Here is an 18,074-nt window from a genome sequence, read left to right on the forward strand (position 1 = left end):
TCGCTACGCTGGACGCATGACGACCGATCCGGACGACGCGCTGCGCTGGGAGGGTGACGACCCCGAAGCGCCGACCGCTCCCGCGGCGAAGACACCCCCTGCTGCTGCGCCGCCGGCCTCGGCCTCCGGTGAGGCCGTGCGCGACGACGTGCCGCCCGCGGCGCCGGCGGAGGACGCGGCCACGGGCACGGCGGCCGCCGCCCGCTCCGCGGACGAGGAGGAGCCCGCGGGGGCCGGCAACGCGGCCCTCGTGTTCTACGGGATCATCGGCGGCGTGTACCTGCTCTTCGCAGCGGGGTGGATCGTCGGCGGATTCCGGCTGCGGCCGCGTGCGTCACTCCTGCTGGGGGACTGGACGTACTTCCCGTGGATGTGGCTCGCGGCCCTCGCCCCCGTGCTGTGGTTCGCGGCGACCTGGGCGCTCACCCGAGGTCGCGCGTCGTGGATCCGCATCGTGGCGCTGATCGCCGGCGCGGCGCTGCTCGTGCCGTGGCCCTTCGTGATGTTCGGGACGGTGGGAGCATGAGTGCGGAAGCCCTGAAGACGACGGATCCGCGCCGGCCGCGGTGGATCTTCTACACCCTGCTCGGTGTGTTCGGGCTGCTGTACGCCTATGCCGTCTGGAACGCGATCGCGTACATGATCCCGCTCGTGGGCCTCGCCGTCGACGCGACGACGTGGGTGGCGCTGATCCTCGCGATCGTGATGCCCGTGATCGTGTACGCCCTGGCGATCGCACTCACCCGGCGCCGCGGCCTGGGCGTCGTGGCGCTCGTGTTGTTCGGCGGTCTCGGCGTGGTGGCGGTGTTCTGGCTGGACGTCGTGGGGTACACCCTGTCCGGCGCGCACTGAGCGGCGGGGCGACCCGGGGCGTCACACGGTCCGGGAGGCTCACCGCTCTCGGGTAGGCTGTTCGCACTATCGCGCCCCGACGGTGCGGCGCGTCCGGATCCCCCTTCCCAGCCCCGAAGGATCTCTCTGTGCCCGAGAACGCCGTGAACTCGTCCGCCCGCAAGCCCGTCGTCCTCCTCGCAGAGACGCTCTCGCCCGCCACGGTGGATGCGCTCGGCCCCGACTTCGACATCCGCTCCGTGGACGGCACCGACCGTGAGGCGCTGTTCGCCGCCCTCGCCGACGCCGACGCGGTCCTCATCCGCTCGGCCACGAGGATCGACGCCGAGGCGCTCTCGCACGCGCCCGTGCTGAAGGTCGTCGCCCGTGCCGGCGTGGGTCTCGACAACGTCGACATCAAGGCGGCCACCGCCGCGGGCGTCATGGTGGTGAACGCCCCCACCTCGAACATCGTCTCGGCCGCCGAGCTCACCGTCGGGCACATCCTCAGCCTCGCCCGTCGCGTGCCGGCCGCGCACGCGTCGCTGTCGGCGGGGGAGTGGAAGCGCAGCTCCTTCACGGGCACCGAGCTCTTCGAGAAGACCGTCGGCATCGTCGGCCTCGGCCGCATCGGCGCCCTCGTCGCCGCCCGCCTCGCCGCCTTCGACATGCGCGTCGTCGCCTACGACCCCTACGTCACGAGCGCCCGCGCCCAGCAGCTCGGCGTGCAGCTGCTGAGCCTGGAGGAGCTCGTCGCGGAGAGCGACTTCCTCACGATCCACATGCCGAAGACGCCGGAGACCACCGGCATGATCGGCGCAGAGCAGTTCCGCGCGATGAAGCCGACCGCGTACGTCGTCAACGTCGCGCGCGGCGGCCTCATCGACGAGGAGGCGCTGCTGGTCGCGCTGCAGAACGGCGAGATCGCCGGCGCCGGCCTCGACGTCTTCACCACCGAGCCCCCGGCCGAGGGCAGCACCGCCCGTGCCCTCACGGCCCTGCCGAACGTCGTCGTCACCCCGCATCTGGGCGCGTCGACCGACGAGGCGCAGGAGAAGGCCGGCGTCTCGGTCGCGCGCTCCGTGCGCCTCGCGCTCGGCGGCGACCTCGTCCCGGATGCGGTGAACGTGGCCGGCGGGGTCATCGACCCCTACGTGCGCCCCGGCATCCCGCTCACCGAGAAGCTCGGCCAGATCCTCTCCGCCCTCGCACAGTCGCCGCTGACCAGCCTCGACGTCGAGGTGCACGGCGAGCTCAACGGCTACGACGTGGGCGTGCTGCGCCTCGCCGCGCTCAAGGGCGTCTTCACGCCCATCGTCAGCGAGACCGTGTCGTACGTGAACGCGCCGCTGCTCGCCGAGCAGCGCGGGGTCGCGGTCCGCCTCGTCCAGGACGACGTGAGCGAGGAGTACCGCAACGTCATCACCCTGCGCGGCGCCCTCGCCGACGGCAGCCAGGTCTCGGTGTCGGGCACCCTGACCGGCCCGAAGCAGATCGAGAAGCTCGTCGCGATCAACGGCCACGCCGTCGAGCTGCCGATCGAGAAGCACCACGTCGTCATGCTCTACACCGACCGCCCCGGCATCGTCGCGGTCTACGGCCAGCGCTTCGGCGACGCCGGCATCAACATCGCCGGCATGCAGATCGCCCGTGAGACCGCCGGCGGCCAGGCGCTCAGCGTGCTGACCCTCGACTCGCCGATCCCGGAGACGCTCCTCGAGGAGGTGCGCGACGCGATCGACGCCGACCTGTTCCGCCAGATCGAGCTCGTCGAGGCCTGATCCGGCACAGCGGTCGCTGAGACTCGCGAAGGACCGCCGCCCGGGACCATCCGGGCGGCGGTTCGTCGTCTGCGCGCGTGCGTGCCCCGCACCCCGGCGGACTTTCTCTGGGAGAATCTGGCCGGGTTGTCGATTTCGGCGGGCTCTCCACGTCGTATCGGTGTTCGACACCTCACGGGCACTCCGCCCGCACGACGAAGGAGACACCATGTCCGACGAGTACATGATCATCATCCACGAGCCCGAGTGGGACCCCGCCAAGCTCCCCGCGGCGCAGATCGAGGCCGATCTCGAGGGCCACAAGGCCTTCCAGGCCGCCGTCCAGGCCGCGGGCCACCGGATCACCGCCGGCGTCCCGCTGCGCCCGCAGGCCGAGGCGTTTCGGATCCGTCCCACCGCCGACGGTCCTGTCTTCACGGACGGTCCCTTCGGGGAGACGCGCGAGGTCGTCACCGGCTTCTACGTGTTCACCGCGGACTCGCCGGAGCAGGCGCGCGAGCTCGCGGCGCTCGTGCCCACCGGCGGCTGGCTCGACGTGCACCCCGTCCTCGACATGTCCGGCGGCGCCCCGGCGATGGGCTGAGCGGCCGACCATGGCCAGCCGGATCGAGGATGCGTTCCGCGCCGACGCGGGGCGCATCCTCGGCGCGGTGACGGCGTACACCGGCGATCTGCAGCTCGCGGAGGACGCCGTGCAGGAGGCGTTCCTGCGTGCGATCGCCCAGGAAAGGGAAGGACGCGCGCCGGCGAACCCCGCCGCATGGATCACCACGGCGGCGCGGCGGATCGCCGTGGACGGCATCCGCCGTGCGCGGACCGCGGCGAAGGCGCTGCCGGTGCTCGTGTTCGAGATGGTCATCGCTCCCGCCGACCTGTTCCCGGACTTCGCGTTCACCGGCGACGAGCGGCTCGAGCTGATCCTCACGGTGTGCCATCCGGAGCTCGCCCAGGAGACCCGGCTCGCTCTCGCGCTGCGCTTCGTGTGCGGCATCCCGACGGCCGACGTCGCCGCGATGCTGCTCGTGACGGAGAGCACGATGGCCGCGCGTCTCACCCGGGCGAAGAAGCGACTGCACGACTCCGACATCCGGTTCCAGATGACCGACGAGCAGCAGGTGGCCGCGCGGCTCGGCGATGCGCTCTCCGTCATCGCCCTGCTGTACACGACCGGGTATGCGGCGCCCACCGGCGCCGACAGCCGCCGGCTCTGTGCGGACGCCGTCGCTCTCGCGCGCGACGCCCTGCGCGTCGCGGGTGACGAGCACACCGAGGCGTGCGGCCTGCTCGCGCTGCTGCTGCTCACCGAGGCGCGGCATCCGTCCCGCGTGGATCCGGCCGGGGAGCTCGTAGCGCTCGCCGAGGCGGACCGGAGCCTGTGGGACCGCGCGCTGATCGCCGAGGGGGAGGCGCTCGCGACCCGCGCGCTGCGCGGCGGGGACGTTCACGAGACGCCCGGTCGCTTCGCGCTGCAGGCGGGGATCGCCGGCCTCCATGCCATCGCCCCCGGCTGGGACGCGACCGACTGGGCGGCGATCGCGCTGCTCTACGACGGGCTGGTCGCGCAGTGGCCGTCGCCGTCCGCCCGGCTCGCCCGGCTGGTGGCCCGCGGTTACGCCGACGGGCATGACGCGGCGGGCGTGCGTCTGGAGCTCGACGCCGACGAGGAGCTCTTCGCCGGCCCGCTCGCCGCTCAGGCGTTCGCCGTGCGCGCCGAGCTGGGCATCCGCGCCGGCGACGCGTCCGGGGCTGAGGCCGATCTCCGCGCCGCGATCGACCGCACCGCGGACAGCGCGATCCGTCGCCACCTCGAACGGCGACTGGGCGCCGCGGGCGCCTCAGTGGACGGCGACCCGGCGGGCGGTCCGGCGGAGGGCTGAGAGCCCGGAGTCAGCGCCGGGTCGCCTGCAGCACGAGCGCGACCAGCTCGTCCAGCGCGGTGCCCGAGGGGACGACACCGTCGGATCCGTCGGCGTCGACGGCGTTGTTGAAGAACAGGCCGTCGCTGAGCAGCAGCACGAGATCGAGCGCCGCCTGATCCCGCACGTGCGGGCGGATCTCCGCCGCCGAGCGCTCCCGCATGCGGTGCAGGGCCTCCGCCGCCGGCTGGCTTCCGCCCTGGGCCAGGCGGGAGACCGCGATGATCGCGCGGTCGAGAGCGTCGTCCATCATGACCGAGGTGCGCAGGTAGTACTCCACGGGGCCGGTCGCCGCCACGTGCATCTCGGCGACGTCCTCATCGACGAGCCGGGCGAGCCGGGCGAGCATCGCCGTCGCGAGCTCCTCCTTGGACGAGAAGTGGTAGAGCAAGCCGCCCTTGGAGACCCCGGCGGAGCGGGCGACGGCATCGAGGGTCGCGGCGCGCTCTCCCTCGGAGATGAGCAGGGCCTCGTAGGCGTCGATCACGCGTTCGCGGGCATGCGGGGGTCTGGCCATGTCTGTTACTATACCAGCTGGACGGTTAAGTTATCCGCCGCGAAACGAGAGGTGCATCATGTCCGCCACAGCGTCGATCTCCCTGCCGGGGACCGAGGACGGCCCCCGCGTCGGTGCGCGCGGCTGGGCGGCGCTGGTCGTGCTCATGCTGCCCGTGCTGCTCGTCTCCGTCGACAACACCGTGCTGTCGTTCGCGCTGCCCGAGATCTCCACGGCCCTGCGCCCCAGCGGCATCGAGCAGCTGTGGATCATCGACGCGTACCCGCTCGTGCTCGCGGGCCTGCTCGTGACCATGGGCACGCTCGGCGACCGGTTCGGCCGGCGACGGCTCCTGCTCATCGGCGCCACCGGGTTCGCGCTGATCTCCGCACTGGCGGCGTTCGCGCCCACGGCGGGCCTGCTCATCGCGGCGCGCGCCGTGCTGGGCTTCTTCGGGGCGATGCTCATGCCGTCGACCCTCTCGCTGCTGCGCTCCGTCTTCCGCAACCGCGAGCAGCGCCGCCTCGCGATCGCGATCTGGGCGGCGGGCTTCTCCGCCGGATCCGCCCTTGGTCCGATCGTCGGGGGAGTGCTGCTGGAGCACTTCGCCTGGGGATCCGTGTTCCTCGTCGCGGTGCCGGTGTTGATCCCGCTGCTGATCCTCGCTCCGATCCTCGTGCCGGAGAGCAGGGATCCGAATCCGGGCAGGATCGATCCGATCAGCATCGTGATGTCGATGGCGACGATGGTGCCCGTCGTCTACGCGATCAAGGAGTTCGCCGTCCACGGCGTCACGCCGCTCGTCGTCCTGCTCGTCGTGCTCGGCGTGGGGGTGGGCGTGCTGTTCGTGCGCCGCCAGCTGGGCGCGGAGACCCCGATGCTCGACATGGCGCTGTTCCGCCGCGGCATGTTCAGCGGGGCCATCCTCGTCAACCTGCTCAGCGTGATCGCCCTCGTCGGCTTCCTGTACTACGTGTCGCAGCATCTGCAGCTCGTGCTCGGGCTCGCGCCCGTGCAGGCGGGCCTCGCGCTCATCCCGGGCATGGCGCTGATGATCGTCGCGGGCCTCGTCGTGGTGCCGATAGCGCGCCGGGTGCGCCCGCAGGCACTCGTGCCGGCCGCGCTCGTGTTCTCGCTCGCGGGCTACCTGGTGGCCGCGTTCACCACGCACGCGCACGGCGTCGCCCCGCTGATCGTCGCGTTCGGGCTGCTCGGCATCGGCATCGGCGCGGCGGAGACGGTCTCCAACGAGCTCATCCTCGCGGCGGCGCCCCCGGAGAAGGCCGGTGCGGCCAGCGCCGTGTCCGAGACGGCGTACGAACTCGGCGCGGTGCTCGGCACCACGATCCTCGGCGGCATCATCACCGCGTTCTACCGCAACGCCCTCGTCATCCCGGAGGGGGTGCCGGGAGCGCTCGCGGACCGGGCGCGGGAGACGCTCGCGGGTGCGCTCTCCGCGGCCCATCAGCTGCCGGAGACGCTCGGGGCGGCGCTGCGCCACGCGGCGGCCGAAGCGTTCGGCGCCGGCGTCATGGTGACCTCGCTCATCGGCGGGATCCTCGTGATCGGCGCCGCCGCGATCGCGGCGCTCACGCTCGGCCGCCGGCTCGGGAACTGAGGCGAGGGCCCGAGCAACCTCGTCGGGATCCCGGGATGCCCGGATCCCGACATCGCGGCGTGGAGGATCCCCTGCTCCCGATAGCCTGGGATCCTCCACCCGCAACGATCAAGGAGCGCCCGTGTCCGAAGCCTCGTCCCGTGTCGTGAAGCTCGCCGTCATCCCCGGGGACGGCATCGGCCCCGAGGTCGTCGCCGAGGCGGAGAAGGTGCTCGACGCGGTCACCGCCGGCAGTGACGTGACCTTCGAGAAGACGCGCTTCTCGCTGGGCGCCGCGCGGTACCTGGAGACCGGGGACACGCTCACCGACGAGGACCTCGACGCGATCCGCGCTCACGACGCGATCCTGCTCGGCGCGGTCGGCGGTCAGCCGGGGGATCCGCGCCTCAAAGACGCGAACATCGAGCGCGGGCTGCTGCTCAAGCTCCGCTTCGAGCTCGACCACTACGTGAACCTGCGTCCGTCCAAGCTGTACCCGGGAGCCGCCGGGCCGCTGGCGGATCCGGGCGACATCGACTTCGTGGTGGTGCGCGAGGGCACCGAGGGCCCGTACGTCGGCAACGGCGGGGCGATCCGCAAGGGCACGCCGCAGGAGGTCGCGAACGAGACCAGCGTCAACACGGCGTTCGGCGTGGAGCGCGTCGTCCGGTACGCGTTCGAGCTCGCCGAGAAGCGCCGCAAGAAGCTCACGCTCGTGCACAAGACCAACGTGCTGGTGCACGCCGGCGCGATCTGGAAGCGGATCGTCGACGCCGTGGCGCGGGAGCACCCCGATGTGGCCGTAGACTACCTGCACGTCGATGCGGCCACGATCTTCCTGGTCACCCACCCTTCGCGCTTCGACGTGATCGTCACCGACAACCTCTTCGGGGACATCCTCACGGATCTGGCCGGCGCCGTCACCGGTGGCATCGGCCTCGCCGCCTCGGGCAACATCAACCCCGACGGCGCGTTCCCGTCGATGTTCGAGCCGGTGCACGGCTCGGCACCCGACATCGCGGGTCAGCAGAAGGCCGACCCCACCGCCGCGATCCTCTCCGTCGCGCTTCTCCTGGACCACCTGGGGCTGAGCGACGAGGCCGCCCGCATCCAGCGCGCGGTCGAGGAGGACATCGCGTCGCGGGAAGGCACCCGCACCACCGAACAGACCGGCGCGGCGATCATCGCGCGGCTCCAGGCGTAACCTGAAGTCACGCGCACGACGCCGTCCCCTTCGACCTGTCAGGACACACTCATGACCATCGAACTCCCTCTCCAGGCTCCGTCCCCCGCCGGCCTCATGTGGCGGGTCACCCGCAACGAGGAGGCGCGCTCCGACGCCGAGCGCGAGGCCATCCTCGAGAACCCCGGCTTCGGGCAGCACTTCACCGACCACATGGTTGACCTGTGCTGGTCGGAGAAGGGCGGCTGGCACCGTCCGCGGGTCTCGCCGTACGGCCCCATCGAGCTCGACCCCGCCGCGGCCGTGCTGCACTACTCGCAGGAGATCTTCGAGGGACTCAAGGCCTATCGTCACGCCGACGGATCCATCTGGACCTTCCGCCCCGACCGCAACGCGGCCCGTCTGCAGCGCTCGGCGCGGCGCCTCGCGCTGCCCGAGCTGCCGACCGAGCTGTTCATCGAGTCGCTCAAGCAGCTCATCGCGGTCGACGGCGCCTGGGTGCCCTCGAACCCGGAGGAGAGCCTGTATCTGCGGCCGTTCATGTTCGCCAAGGAGGCGTTCCTCGGCGTGCGCGCTGCGAAGAAGGTCGCCTACTACCTCATCGCGAGCCCGGCCGGAGCGTACTTCCCGGGCGGCGTCCAGCCGGTGAACATCTGGCTCTCCCGCGACTACGCGCGCGCCGGCCATGGCGGCACGGGCGCGGCGAAGACGGGCGGCAACTACGCCTCGAGCCTGCTTCCGCAGGAGGAGGCGTACAAGAAGGGCTGCCAGCAGGTGCTGTTCCTCGACGGGGACTACATCGAGGAGCTCGGCGGCATGAACCTCGTGCTCGTGACGCGCGACGGCAAGCTGCTCACCCCCGCATCCGACTCGATCCTCGAGGGCATCACGCTCGCGTCGATCCTGCAGCTCGCGCAGGACCGCGGCCTGGAGGTCGAGCAGCGCAAGCTCTCCATCCAGGAGTGGCGCGACGGCGCGGCTTCGGGGGAGATCGTCGGCGCGTTCGCCTGCGGCACCGCCGCCGTCGTGGTGCCGATCGGCAAGCTGATGGCCGACGACTTCGAGATCGTGCATTCCGGACCCGAATCCACCGAGCTGGCCATGTCCCTGCGCGAGGAGCTCACCGACATCCAGTACGGTCGCCGCGAGGACGCGCACGGCTGGCTCGTCCGGCTGGACGCCTGATCACGCCGCCGGGAGCGCATCCCGGCACACCGACGTCGCTGCGGCGGCGCACGACAACCATCCCCTGACAGGAGAGGACCCTGCTATGAAGCTGGCCATGGTCGGACTCGGACGGATGGGGGCGAACATCGTGCGCCGCCTCATGCGCGGCGGGCACGAGTGCGTCGTCTACGACGTCAACCCGGACGCGGTCGCGGCCCTGGTCGCCGAGGGGGCGATCGGCGCGACCGACTACGCCGACCTCGCAGCCAAGCTCGACGGCCCCCGCGTGGTGTGGCTGATGATCCCCGCCGGCCTCACAGGACGCGTCGTCGAGGAGATCAGCGAGGTGCTCCAGCCCGGCGACATCCTCATCGACGGCGGCAACTCCAACTACCGCGACGACGTGCGCCGTGCCAAGGCGCTGCGGGAGAAGGGCCTGCACTACGTCGATGTCGGCACCAGCGGCGGCGTCTTCGGGCTCGAACGGGGCTACTGCCTCATGGTGGGCGGGCCGGACGAGGCGTTCGCCACCATCACGCCGATCCTCGAGACGATCGCCCCCGGGGCGGGCGAGATCGAGCGCACCCCCGGTCGCACCGGCGAGCTCTCGAACGAGGAGCTCGGCTTCCTGCACTGCGGTCCCTCCGGCGCCGGCCACTTCGTGAAGATGGTGCACAACGGCATCGAGTACGGCGTCATGGCCGCCCTCGCCGAGGGTCTGAACCTGCTCGAGAACGCCGATGCCGGCATCCGCGAGGCCGAGCACTCGGCCGAGGTGGCGCCGCTGGAGGAGCCGGAGTACTACCAGTTCGACATCGACACCCCGAAGGTCGCCGAGCTGTGGCGACGCGGATCCGTCATCTCGTCCTGGCTGCTCGACCTCACCGCTGCGGCGCTGCAGGGAAACCCCACGCTCGATGGTCTCGCCGGTCGGGTCTCGGACTCCGGTGAGGGCCGCTGGACCGTCAAGGCCGCCGTCGACGTGGGCGTGCCGGTGCCGGTGCTCGCCGCGTCGCTGTTCGAGCGCTTCGCCTCGCGCGACGAGGACCTGTACGCGAACAAGGTGCTCTCCGCGATGCGCCTGCAGTTCGGCGGGCACAAGGAGCTCCCCGCGGGTGACGTCCTCGAGGCCGGCGGCAACAAGGCCGAAGCCACGAGCTGACGCGCGGGGAGGGATCCGGGCCCGCATCGCGCGAGCCCGGATCCCTTTCGCGTCTGCGCGAGGGTCTCAGGTGCGCTCGTGCCGCCACTCCCGCTCGAACGGCAGCCGCCAGGCGTGCGGCGCGATCAGCTGGTGGATCGCGTTCGGACCCCAGGTGCCCGGCGCGTACTGCTTGACCGCGGGCGGGTTCTCCAGCAGCGGGGCGGACCGCTCCCAGAGCGACTCGATGCCCTCGGCGGTGTTGAACAGGGTGTGATCGCCGCGCATGGCGTCCAGGATCAGCCGCTCGTAGGCTTCGAGGACGTCGTTCGCGCGCTCGGTGTCGTTGGTGGAGAACTGCATCGACAGCTTCTCCAAGCGCATGCCGGGGCCGGGGCGCTTGCCGTAGAAGGACAGCGACACCTTGGACTCGTCGGCGAGGTCGAAGGTGAGGTGGTCCGGACCCTGCTCGCCCAGGCCGGAGCCGGCCGGGAACATGGATTTGGGCGCCTCGCGGAAGGCGATGGAGATGATGCGCATGCCCTCGGCCATGCGCTTGCCGGTGCGCAGGTAGAACGGGACCCCCGCCCACCGCCAGTTGTCGATGCGGGCGCGCAGCGCGATGAACGTCTCGGTGTCGGAGTCGGGGTTCACACCCGGCTCACTGCGGTAGCCCGTGTACTGCCCGCGGACGGTGTCCTCGGGGAGGATCGGCTCGAGCGAGCGGAACACCTTGTCCTTCTCCTCGGAGATCGCTCGCGGCTCGAGTGCCGTCGGCGGCTCCATGGCCACGAAGGCGAGGATCTGGAACAAGTGGGTGACCACCATGTCCTTGTAGGCGCCGGTGGGCTCGTAGAAGGCCGCCCGGGCGTCCAGGCCGAGCGACTCGGGCACGTCGATCTGCACGTGGTCGATGAAGTTGCGGTTCCAGATCGGCTCGAACAGGCCGTTGGCGAAGCGGAAGGCGAGGATGTTCTGCGCGGCCTCCTTGCCGAGGAAGTGATCGATCCGGAAGATCTGCTTCTCCTGGAAGGTGCGATGGATCTCCGCGTTCAGCGCCTTCGCCGAGGCGAGATCCTCCCCGAACGGCTTCTCCATGATCACGCGCGAGCGGGGCACGAGTCCTGCGGTGCGGATCGTCTCGATCACCGTCAGCGCGGCCTTCGGCGGCACACTCAGGTAGTGCAGCAGACGCGGCTTGTCGCCGAGCTCCGCACCGGCGGCCGCGACCCGTTCGGCGAGCGCCTCCGGGCCCGCCGAGATCGGCACGTAGGAGAGCAGCGGGGCGAACTGCTCCCACTGCTCGTCGGTGAGCTTGCGGGTGCCGACGCTCTCGATCGCCTCGCGCGCGAAGGCGCGGAAGCCCTCGTCGTCGAGATCCTCCAGCGAGGTGCCGACGACCCGGATCCCGCGGGTGAAGCCGGAGACGGCGAGGAAGCCCAGCCCGCACAGCAGCTTGCGACGGGCGAGGTCGCCGGTCGCGCCGAAGAGCACCACGACGTGGGCATCGGCGGCGGCCGGATCCTTCCGTCGTCCGGTGGCGCCGGGGCTGGGGTAGGCGATGGACTGCGGGACGCGGTTCGGAACCGGGGACTCCTGTGCAGGCGGCATGCCGCCTATCGTGGCCCGCCCCGGCCGCCACGACAAGGGCGGTCTGGCTAGGCTGAGCGTGTGAAGATCGCGCGGTTCAGCCACAACGACGGCATCAAGTACGGGATCCTCGACGAGGGCGAGCTGGTCGTGCTGACCGGCGATCCGATGTTCGCGGGCTACGAGACGACGGGGGAGCGCGTCCCGCTCGCCGACGTCGCCCTGCTCGCGCCGGTGATCCCGCGGTCGAAGGTGGTCTGCGTGGGGAAGAACTACCACGACCACGCGGCGGAGATGGGCGGGGAGGCCCCCGCGGAGCCGCTGCTGTTCCTCAAGCCCAACACCTCGGTGATCGGCCCCGGCGACACGATCGTGCGCCCCGCCGCCCTGTCGGAGCGGACCGAGCACGAGGGCGAGCTCGTCGTCGTGATCGGCCGCATAGCCAAGAACGTGTCCGCGGAGAACGCGCTGCAGTACGTCTTCGGCTACACCGTCGGGAACGACGTCACCGCGCGGGATCTGCAGCGCAAGGACGGGCAGTGGTCGCGCGCCAAGGGCTTCGACACGTTCTGCCCGCTGGGCCCGTGGATCGAGACCGAGTTCGACCTCGGCGCCGCCGAGCTGACCACGCGCGTGAACGGCGAGGTGCGCCAGCACGCGCCGCTGACCGACATGATCCACTCGGTCGCGGACATCATCGCCTACGCCTCGGCGGTGTTCACGCTGCTGCCGGGAGACGTGATCATGACGGGCACGCCCGCCGGTGTGGGCCCCTTCGTCGCGGGCGATGCGGTCGAGGTGGAGATCACCGGCATCGGAACGCTGCGCAACAGCGTGCGCGACGCGCTCCCCGCCTCGTGAGCGGCGTCCTCCTGACGGTCGAGGAGCGGAGCCGGATCCAGCGCCGCACGGTCGGCATCCTGTCGCTCGGGCAGGTGCTCGGCGGAGTCGCCTTCGGCGCGACCGTGTCGCTGGGCGCGCTCCTCGCGAAGGACATCTCCGGCAGCGATGCGCTGTCGGGCCTCGCCACCGCCTCGGTCACCCTGGGCGCCGCGCTCGCCGCGATCCCGCTGGCGCGCCTGGCGAGCGTCCGGGGGCGGCGGTTCGCCCTCACCGCGGGCAACCTGCTCGCGCTCGTCGGCATCGCGATCGTCATCTCCGCCGCGGCGGTGCGCGTGTTCCCGCTGCTGCTGACCGGGATCGTGCTCATCGGCATGGGCAACGCCGGGAACCTGCAGTCCCGGTTCGCCGCGACCGATCTCGCGGATCCCGCGCACCGAGGCCGCGACCTTTCCATCGTCGTGTGGGCGACCACCATCGGCGGGGTCGCGGGACCGCTGCTGCTGGGCGCGGGGGAGCAGGCCGGGCGTGCGATCGGCATGCCCGTGCATACGGGTTCGTACCTGTTCTCCCTGGTCGCGCAGATCGCCGCGTTCACGCTGTACCTCGTCGCGCTGCGACCGGATCCGCTGCTCATCGCGCGGGATCTTCCCGAGACCGGATCTGTCGCCGGGTCCGTGGAGCGCGTGGATCGTCCCGTCGCCGCGCGTTACGCGATCTTCGCGATCGCCGGTTCGCACGTCACGATGGCGTCGGTGATGGCGATGACCCCCGTGCACCTGGTGAACATGGCGATGGCGGGCATGGATCACGGATCCATGGGACACGGCGGCATGTCCGAGGTGGACGTGACGGTCCTGGTCGGGGTGACCATCGCGCTGCACGTGGCCGGGATGTACGGCCTCTCGCCCGTGTTCGGCATCCTCGCCGACCGCTGGGGCCGGCTGCGCACGGTGCTGCTCGGACAGGCGCTGCTCGTGGGGTCCCTGTGCTTCGCGATGTTCGCGGGGGAGACCCCGTGGGGCGTCATGGTCGCGCTGATCCTGCTGGGGCTGGGCTGGAGCGCCGCGACGGTGGCCGGGGCGGCACTGCTCACCGAGGCGTCGGCGCCCGCGCTGCGCACGCGCCGCCAGGGTCGCAGCGACTCGCTGATGAGCCTGAGCGCGGCCGGCGGCGCGGTCCTCGCCGGGGTGATCCTGCAGTCGTTCTCCTATGCAGGGCTGGCGATCGCGGCGCTCGTGGTGGTCGCGGCGATCGTCGTGCTCTCGCCGCTCGGCCGCAGATGACGGCATCCGAGCGCGTCGCGTCGGCGTCCTGCGCCGACCTTATGAGACGGCTGAGGATCCGATAGCAGTGGGCTGATGCGGGTGTAGCGTCGTGCTCGGCCCGGCGTCGCTGACCCGGCGGCCCGGGGATCCGTCAACAGGGAGGTTGGCATGTCACGAACCAGGACCCTCTTCGCCGTTCTCGGCGTCTCGGCGATGGCGGGAGCCACGGCGCTCGCGCTGTCTCCGGTCTCCTCGCCCCCGCCGGCCGCGGCGAGCGTCGTGCCCTTCGCGGCGCAGGCACCCGACAGCGCGTTCACGTCTCAGGCCGACGCGAGCGGTGCGGTCGCCTGCCAGCGACCCGCGCCCGACAACCGCGTCTCCACGACGATCCACTGCTACACGCCCGACCAGATGCGCGCGCACTACGGTCTCGGCCCCCTCGCCGGCAGCAACGACGGCGCCGGCCAGACGATCGTGCTCGTCGACGCGTACGGCAGCCCGACGGCGGCCGACGACCTGAACGTCTTCGCGCAGACGTTCGGGGGACCGGCCCCCGACTTCGAGGCGGTCTCGCCTCTGGGCACCCCGGACTACAAGAACCCGACCGGCAAGGGCGTCGGCCAGTCCGGCCCGAACTCGGCCGCGGGCTGGGCCGGCGAGGCCAACCTCGACGTGCAGTGGGCCTACGCGATCGCGCCCAAGGCGCACATCGTGCTCCTGTCGACACCTCCTGCCGAGACGCAGGGCGTGCAGGGCGTGCCGAACCTGATGAAGGCCATCGACTGGGCGATCCAGAAGTACCCTTCCGGCACGGTGTTCTCGATGTCGTTCGGCACCGATGAGCAGACGTTCGGATCCGCCTCCGCCGCGAAGACGCAGTTCGACCGGTTCGACCAGACCTTCCAGCGCGGCATCGCGAAGGGCGACACCTTCTTCGCCTCCTCCGGTGACGACGGATCCAGCGGATACGTCCGGTCGCACCGGGCCGGCACCGTCGGCTCGACGCCCGAGGTGAGCTACCCCAATGTCTCGCCCTACGTGACGTCGGTCGGCGGCACCCAGGTGCAGTCGGGCTGGACGTGGAACCCCACGCAGGATGTGCCGTACCTCGCCAGCGGTGCGCGCAACCCGGCGTACTGGGGCTGGAACGCCGGCGGTGAGAGCGAGGCCGTGTGGAACGAGGGCGGCTTCCAGATCGGCACCGGCGGCGGCCTGTCGACGGTGTACTCGCGTCCGTCCTTCCAGGACGGCGTCGCGGGCGTGGTCGGCAACGCGCGCGGCGTGCCCGACCTCGCCTGGAACGCGGCCGTGAACGGCGGCGTGCTCGTGTACCACACGTACTTCCCGAGCACCGAGGGCCCTGCAGCGTGGGGCGTCTTCGGCGGCACCTCCGCGGCCTCGCCGCAGGCCGCAGCCGCCACGGCGATCGCCAACCAGGCGCGCGCCGCCGCGGGCAAGGGCCCGATCGGCGACCTGAACAAGGCGCTGTACCGCGGATCCTTCGACAAGGCCGCGGCGTTCGGCGACATCGTTCCGCTGCAGTACGGCACGACGCCGAGCGGCTACCTCGCGAACAACCGCATGTGGGCGCTCGCCGACGACGGGTCGCTGACCCCGGGCCCGGTTCCCGGGTACGACACGACGGCCGGCTACGACCTCACGACCGGCTGGGGCGCGCCGCGCCTGCCGGGCTACGTGGATCAGCTCGTCGCGCAGTGAGTGACGGTCCGGGGCCGGGCGGAGCATGCTCCGTCCGGCCCCGGCCCGTGCGCCCGCCCCCTGCTCGGGAGAGGGGCCGCCCGCAACTAGAATCGAAGGGTTATGGCTACTCCCGATCCCCGCACCACGACCGCTTCAGGATCCGACGTCCGCGTCCGCTTCTGCCCCTCGCCGACCGGCCTGCCGCACGTCGGCATGGTGCGCACGGCGCTGTACAACTGGGCGTACGCCCGGCACACCGGCGGCAAGCTCGTGTTCCGCATCGAGGACACCGACGCCGCGCGCGACAGCGAGGAGAGCTTCCGCCAGCTCGTCGATGCGCTCACCTGGCTCAAGATCGACTGGGACGAGGGCGTCGAGGTCGGCGGTCCGCACGGCCCGTACCGTCAGTCTGAGCGCGGGGACATCTACCGCGAGGTCATCGACAAGCTCATCGCGTCCGGGGCCGTCTACGAGAGCTACTCCACGGCCGAGGAGATCGACGCCCGCAACGAGGCGAACGGTCGCGCCAAGCAGCTCGGCTACGACAACTACGACCGCGACCTCACCGAGGAGCAGAAGGCCGCGTTCCGCGCCGAGGGCCGCCAGCCCGCGCTGCGCCTGCGGGTTCCCGACGAGGACCTCACCTACGTCGACCTCATCCGCGGCGAGGTGACCTTCCCGGCTGGATCCTTCCCCGACTTCGTCGTCGTGCGCCCGAACGGCGCCCCGCTGTACACGCTGGTGAACCCGGTCGACGACGCGCTCATGGGCATCACGCACGTGCTGCGCGGGGAGGACCTCATGCCCTCCACCGCACGCCAGCTCGCGCTCTACGGCGCGCTCATCGACGCCGGCGTCACGACGTTCGTGCCGCGCTTCGCGCATATGCCGCTCGTGCTGGGGGAGACCGGCAACAAGAAGCTCAGCAAGCGCGACCCGCAGGCCGACCTGTTCCTGCACCGCGAGCGCGGCTTCATCCACGAGGGCCTGCTGAACTACCTCGCCCTTCTCGGCTGGTCGATCGGGCCCGACCGCGACGTGTTCTCGCTCGAGGAGTTCACCGCCGCGTTCGACATCGCGAACGTCAACCCGAACCCGGCCCGCTTCGATCAGAAGAAGGCCGAGTCCATCAACGGCGACCACATCCGCAAGCTCGACGGCAAGGACTTCGCGGAGCGGATGCTGCCCTACCTCGCCGCCGCCGACGTGTTCCAGGGCGAGCCCACGCACGAGCAGATCGTGCTCGCGTTCCGCGCCGCACCGCTGGTGCAGGAGCGCGTGCAGCTGCTGGGCGAGGTGCCCGGCCTGCTCGGCTTCCTGTTCGCCGACCAGGTGTCGTACGACGAGGACGCGCTCAAGGGTCTGCCGGCGAACGCCGCCGATGTTCTGACGGCGTCCGCGGCCGCCCTCGAGCCGCTCGAGACGTTCACGCCCGAGGCGATCCAGGACGCGCTCTCCGCGGCGCTGGTCGACGAGCTCGGCCTCAAGCCCCGCGTCGCCTACGGCCCGCCGCGCGTCGCGCTCACCGGCCGTCGCGTGTCCCCGCCGCTGTTCGAGTCGATGGAGCTGCTCGGCAAGGACGAGACGCTGCGCCGCCTGCGCGCGCTGGCCGAGTTCCTGGGCTGATCGGCACCGGACCGGGGCGGGGAGTGCGACGCGCGCGGGATACCGCCCCGGTTTGGATCCCGGGTTGAGCTCGGGTAAGCTTGACTCTCGGTGCGAGGCCCAGGTTTCGCCCTTGGGGTATGGTGTAATTGGCAACACGGCTGATTCTGGTTCAGTTGTTCTTGGTTCGAGTCCAGGTACCCCAGCCATACGAACGTTACTCGAACCATGGTCAAATGAACTGGCTGTGGGTTCACGTTTCTCCGAACTCCCCGCTCTCGAGCGGGGAGTTTTTGTTTGCATCGAGGCGGGCTCGGGATTGCTCAGATCCCTAGCAGCGCGGATCTCTCGAACACTGCGGTTTGCAGCATTTCGCTCGCCGATGAGCTGCATCTGGTTGTCCTCGACCCGCAGCACGAGTCGCTCGAAGTACGCCGTCAGCAGATCTCGTCGGACGGTGTCAGAAGCACGCTGGTAGAGGTTGCCCGGATCTTCTAGAAGGTCGATGTAGGCCATCGCCGTTTCGGCGCTGTACTGGAGGCGATCTAGGGTGATATCGAGTTTCTCGCGGATCGCTTCCTTCTGGAGCGTCGTGTGTTCGATCCGCTCGCGGATCTTTGCGATCGGCAGGGAGCCGGTCGCTGCGAGCTCGATGAGGCGCTCTTCCTGTGCTTCAAGCTTGCTGAGTTGCTTCGAGAGTTGCGCCTTCGCTTCCCGGTCGGACGCGAGAAGATCGTTGATCGCGGCGGTGACGCCGTCGCGCATCTCGTGAATGACGTCGGTGCTGAGTCGCTCGCCGCTCACTGCCGTGATGACTTCGCCTTCGATCTGCTCCACCCTGAGCCAGGGGGTCGTGCACAGTTTGTGCTGCCGTGCGGTGCAGACGAGGTACTCATAGGTGCCGCCGTTTCCGGCGTTCGGGCGTGAGGAACGAATCGGTGACAACTGATCGTTAGTG

The 18,074-nt window shown here is 70.8% G+C and carries 16 protein-coding genes and 1 tRNA gene; 15 read left to right on the forward strand and 2 right to left on the reverse strand.

Going from position 1 to position 18,074, the window contains the following annotated elements:
• The first annotated feature begins 16 nt into the window (after nt 1-16).
• The 5 genes from ACYQ1L_RS07450 (at nt 17) to ACYQ1L_RS07470 (ending at nt 4,489) form a co-directional block, all read left to right on the forward strand.
• The gene (locus ACYQ1L_RS07450; RefSeq protein WP_460003583.1) at nt 17-526 is read left to right on the forward strand and encodes a hypothetical protein; all 510 of its coding nucleotides are present in this window, start codon (nt 17-19) and stop codon (nt 524-526) included.
• The gene (locus tag ACYQ1L_RS07455; RefSeq protein WP_460003584.1) at nt 523-852 is read left to right on the forward strand and encodes a hypothetical protein; all 330 of its coding nucleotides are present in this window, start codon (nt 523-525) and stop codon (nt 850-852) included. Before ACYQ1L_RS07450 ends, ACYQ1L_RS07455 begins: the two co-directional genes overlap by 4 nt.
• A 128-nt stretch (nt 853-980) precedes the next feature.
• Nucleotides 981-2,612 carry a phosphoglycerate dehydrogenase gene (gene serA, locus ACYQ1L_RS07460; RefSeq protein WP_460003585.1) on the forward strand — a complete coding sequence of 544 codons (1,632 nt, stop codon included), beginning with the start codon at nt 981-983 and terminating at the stop codon, nt 2,610-2,612.
• A gap of 208 nt (nt 2,613-2,820) precedes the next feature.
• The gene (locus tag ACYQ1L_RS07465; protein WP_460003586.1) at nt 2,821-3,195 is read left to right on the forward strand and encodes a YciI family protein; all 375 of its coding nucleotides are present in this window, start codon (nt 2,821-2,823) and stop codon (nt 3,193-3,195) included.
• 10 nt (nt 3,196-3,205) lie between these two features.
• Nucleotides 3,206-4,489, forward strand: coding sequence for an RNA polymerase sigma factor (locus ACYQ1L_RS07470; protein WP_460003587.1), 1,284 nt, complete (start codon nt 3,206-3,208; stop codon nt 4,487-4,489).
• Nucleotides 4,490-4,499: 10 nt separating this feature from the next.
• On the opposite strand, the gene ACYQ1L_RS07475 is transcribed toward ACYQ1L_RS07470, so the two are convergent.
• On the reverse strand, nt 4,500-5,045 hold the full coding sequence (locus ACYQ1L_RS07475) for a TetR/AcrR family transcriptional regulator (RefSeq protein ID WP_460003588.1): 546 nt from the start codon (nt 5,043-5,045) through the stop codon (nt 4,500-4,502).
• 58 nt (nt 5,046-5,103) lie between these two features.
• On the opposite strand from ACYQ1L_RS07475, the gene ACYQ1L_RS07480 reads away from it, so the two are divergent.
• From ACYQ1L_RS07480 to gnd, 4 genes are all read left to right on the forward strand, one after another.
• The gene (locus ACYQ1L_RS07480) at nt 5,104-6,642 is read left to right on the forward strand and encodes an MFS transporter (RefSeq protein ID WP_460003589.1); all 1,539 of its coding nucleotides are present in this window, start codon (nt 5,104-5,106) and stop codon (nt 6,640-6,642) included.
• 121 nt (nt 6,643-6,763) lie between these two features.
• Nucleotides 6,764-7,825 (forward strand): 3-isopropylmalate dehydrogenase, encoded by a 1,062-nt coding sequence (locus ACYQ1L_RS07485; protein WP_460003590.1) that lies wholly within the window; start codon nt 6,764-6,766, stop codon nt 7,823-7,825.
• Between the two features lie 51 nt (nt 7,826-7,876).
• A complete protein-coding gene (locus ACYQ1L_RS07490; RefSeq protein WP_460003591.1) occupies nt 7,877-8,989 on the forward strand; it encodes a branched-chain amino acid aminotransferase in 1,113 nt (370 codons plus the stop codon).
• A gap of 85 nt (nt 8,990-9,074) precedes the next feature.
• Nucleotides 9,075-10,133: a phosphogluconate dehydrogenase (NAD(+)-dependent, decarboxylating) gene (gene gnd / locus ACYQ1L_RS07495; protein ID WP_460003592.1), complete on the forward strand. Its 1,059-nt coding sequence runs from the start codon at nt 9,075-9,077 to the stop codon at nt 10,131-10,133.
• A gap of 66 nt (nt 10,134-10,199) precedes the next feature.
• Here the strand turns inward: gnd and zwf are convergent, their stop codons facing one another.
• Nucleotides 10,200-11,723 carry a glucose-6-phosphate dehydrogenase gene (gene zwf, locus ACYQ1L_RS07500; protein ID WP_460003593.1) on the reverse strand — a complete coding sequence of 508 codons (1,524 nt, stop codon included), beginning with the start codon at nt 11,721-11,723 and terminating at the stop codon, nt 10,200-10,202.
• Nucleotides 11,724-11,783: 60 nt separating this feature from the next.
• On the opposite strand from zwf, the gene ACYQ1L_RS07505 reads away from it, so the two are divergent.
• The 6 genes from ACYQ1L_RS07505 to ACYQ1L_RS07530 all read left to right on the forward strand — a co-directional run bounded on the left by ACYQ1L_RS07505 (nt 11,784) and on the right by ACYQ1L_RS07530 (nt 18,043).
• Nucleotides 11,784-12,563 carry a fumarylacetoacetate hydrolase family protein gene (locus ACYQ1L_RS07505; protein WP_460003594.1) on the forward strand — a complete coding sequence of 260 codons (780 nt, stop codon included), beginning with the start codon at nt 11,784-11,786 and terminating at the stop codon, nt 12,561-12,563.
• A complete protein-coding gene (locus ACYQ1L_RS07510; protein WP_460003595.1) occupies nt 12,560-13,828 on the forward strand; it encodes an MFS transporter in 1,269 nt (422 codons plus the stop codon). Before ACYQ1L_RS07505 ends, ACYQ1L_RS07510 begins: the two co-directional genes overlap by 4 nt.
• 150 nt (nt 13,829-13,978) lie before the next feature.
• Nucleotides 13,979-15,529: a S53 family peptidase gene (locus ACYQ1L_RS07515; RefSeq protein WP_460003596.1), complete on the forward strand. Its 1,551-nt coding sequence runs from the start codon at nt 13,979-13,981 to the stop codon at nt 15,527-15,529.
• A gap of 102 nt (nt 15,530-15,631) precedes the next feature.
• Nucleotides 15,632-17,137, forward strand: coding sequence for a glutamate--tRNA ligase (gltX, locus tag ACYQ1L_RS07520; RefSeq protein ID WP_460003597.1), 1,506 nt, complete (start codon nt 15,632-15,634; stop codon nt 17,135-17,137).
• A 113-nt stretch (nt 17,138-17,250) separates the two neighbouring features.
• Nucleotides 17,251-17,325 (forward strand) — tRNA-Gln (locus ACYQ1L_RS07525).
• A 385-nt stretch (nt 17,326-17,710) separates the two neighbouring features.
• Complete coding sequence (locus ACYQ1L_RS07530; RefSeq protein WP_460003598.1) at nt 17,711-18,043, forward strand: hypothetical protein; 333 nt, start codon at nt 17,711-17,713, stop codon at nt 18,041-18,043.
• Nucleotides 18,044-18,074: the final 31 nt, after the last annotated feature.

The organism is Microbacterium xylanilyticum (genome assembly GCF_054654695.1).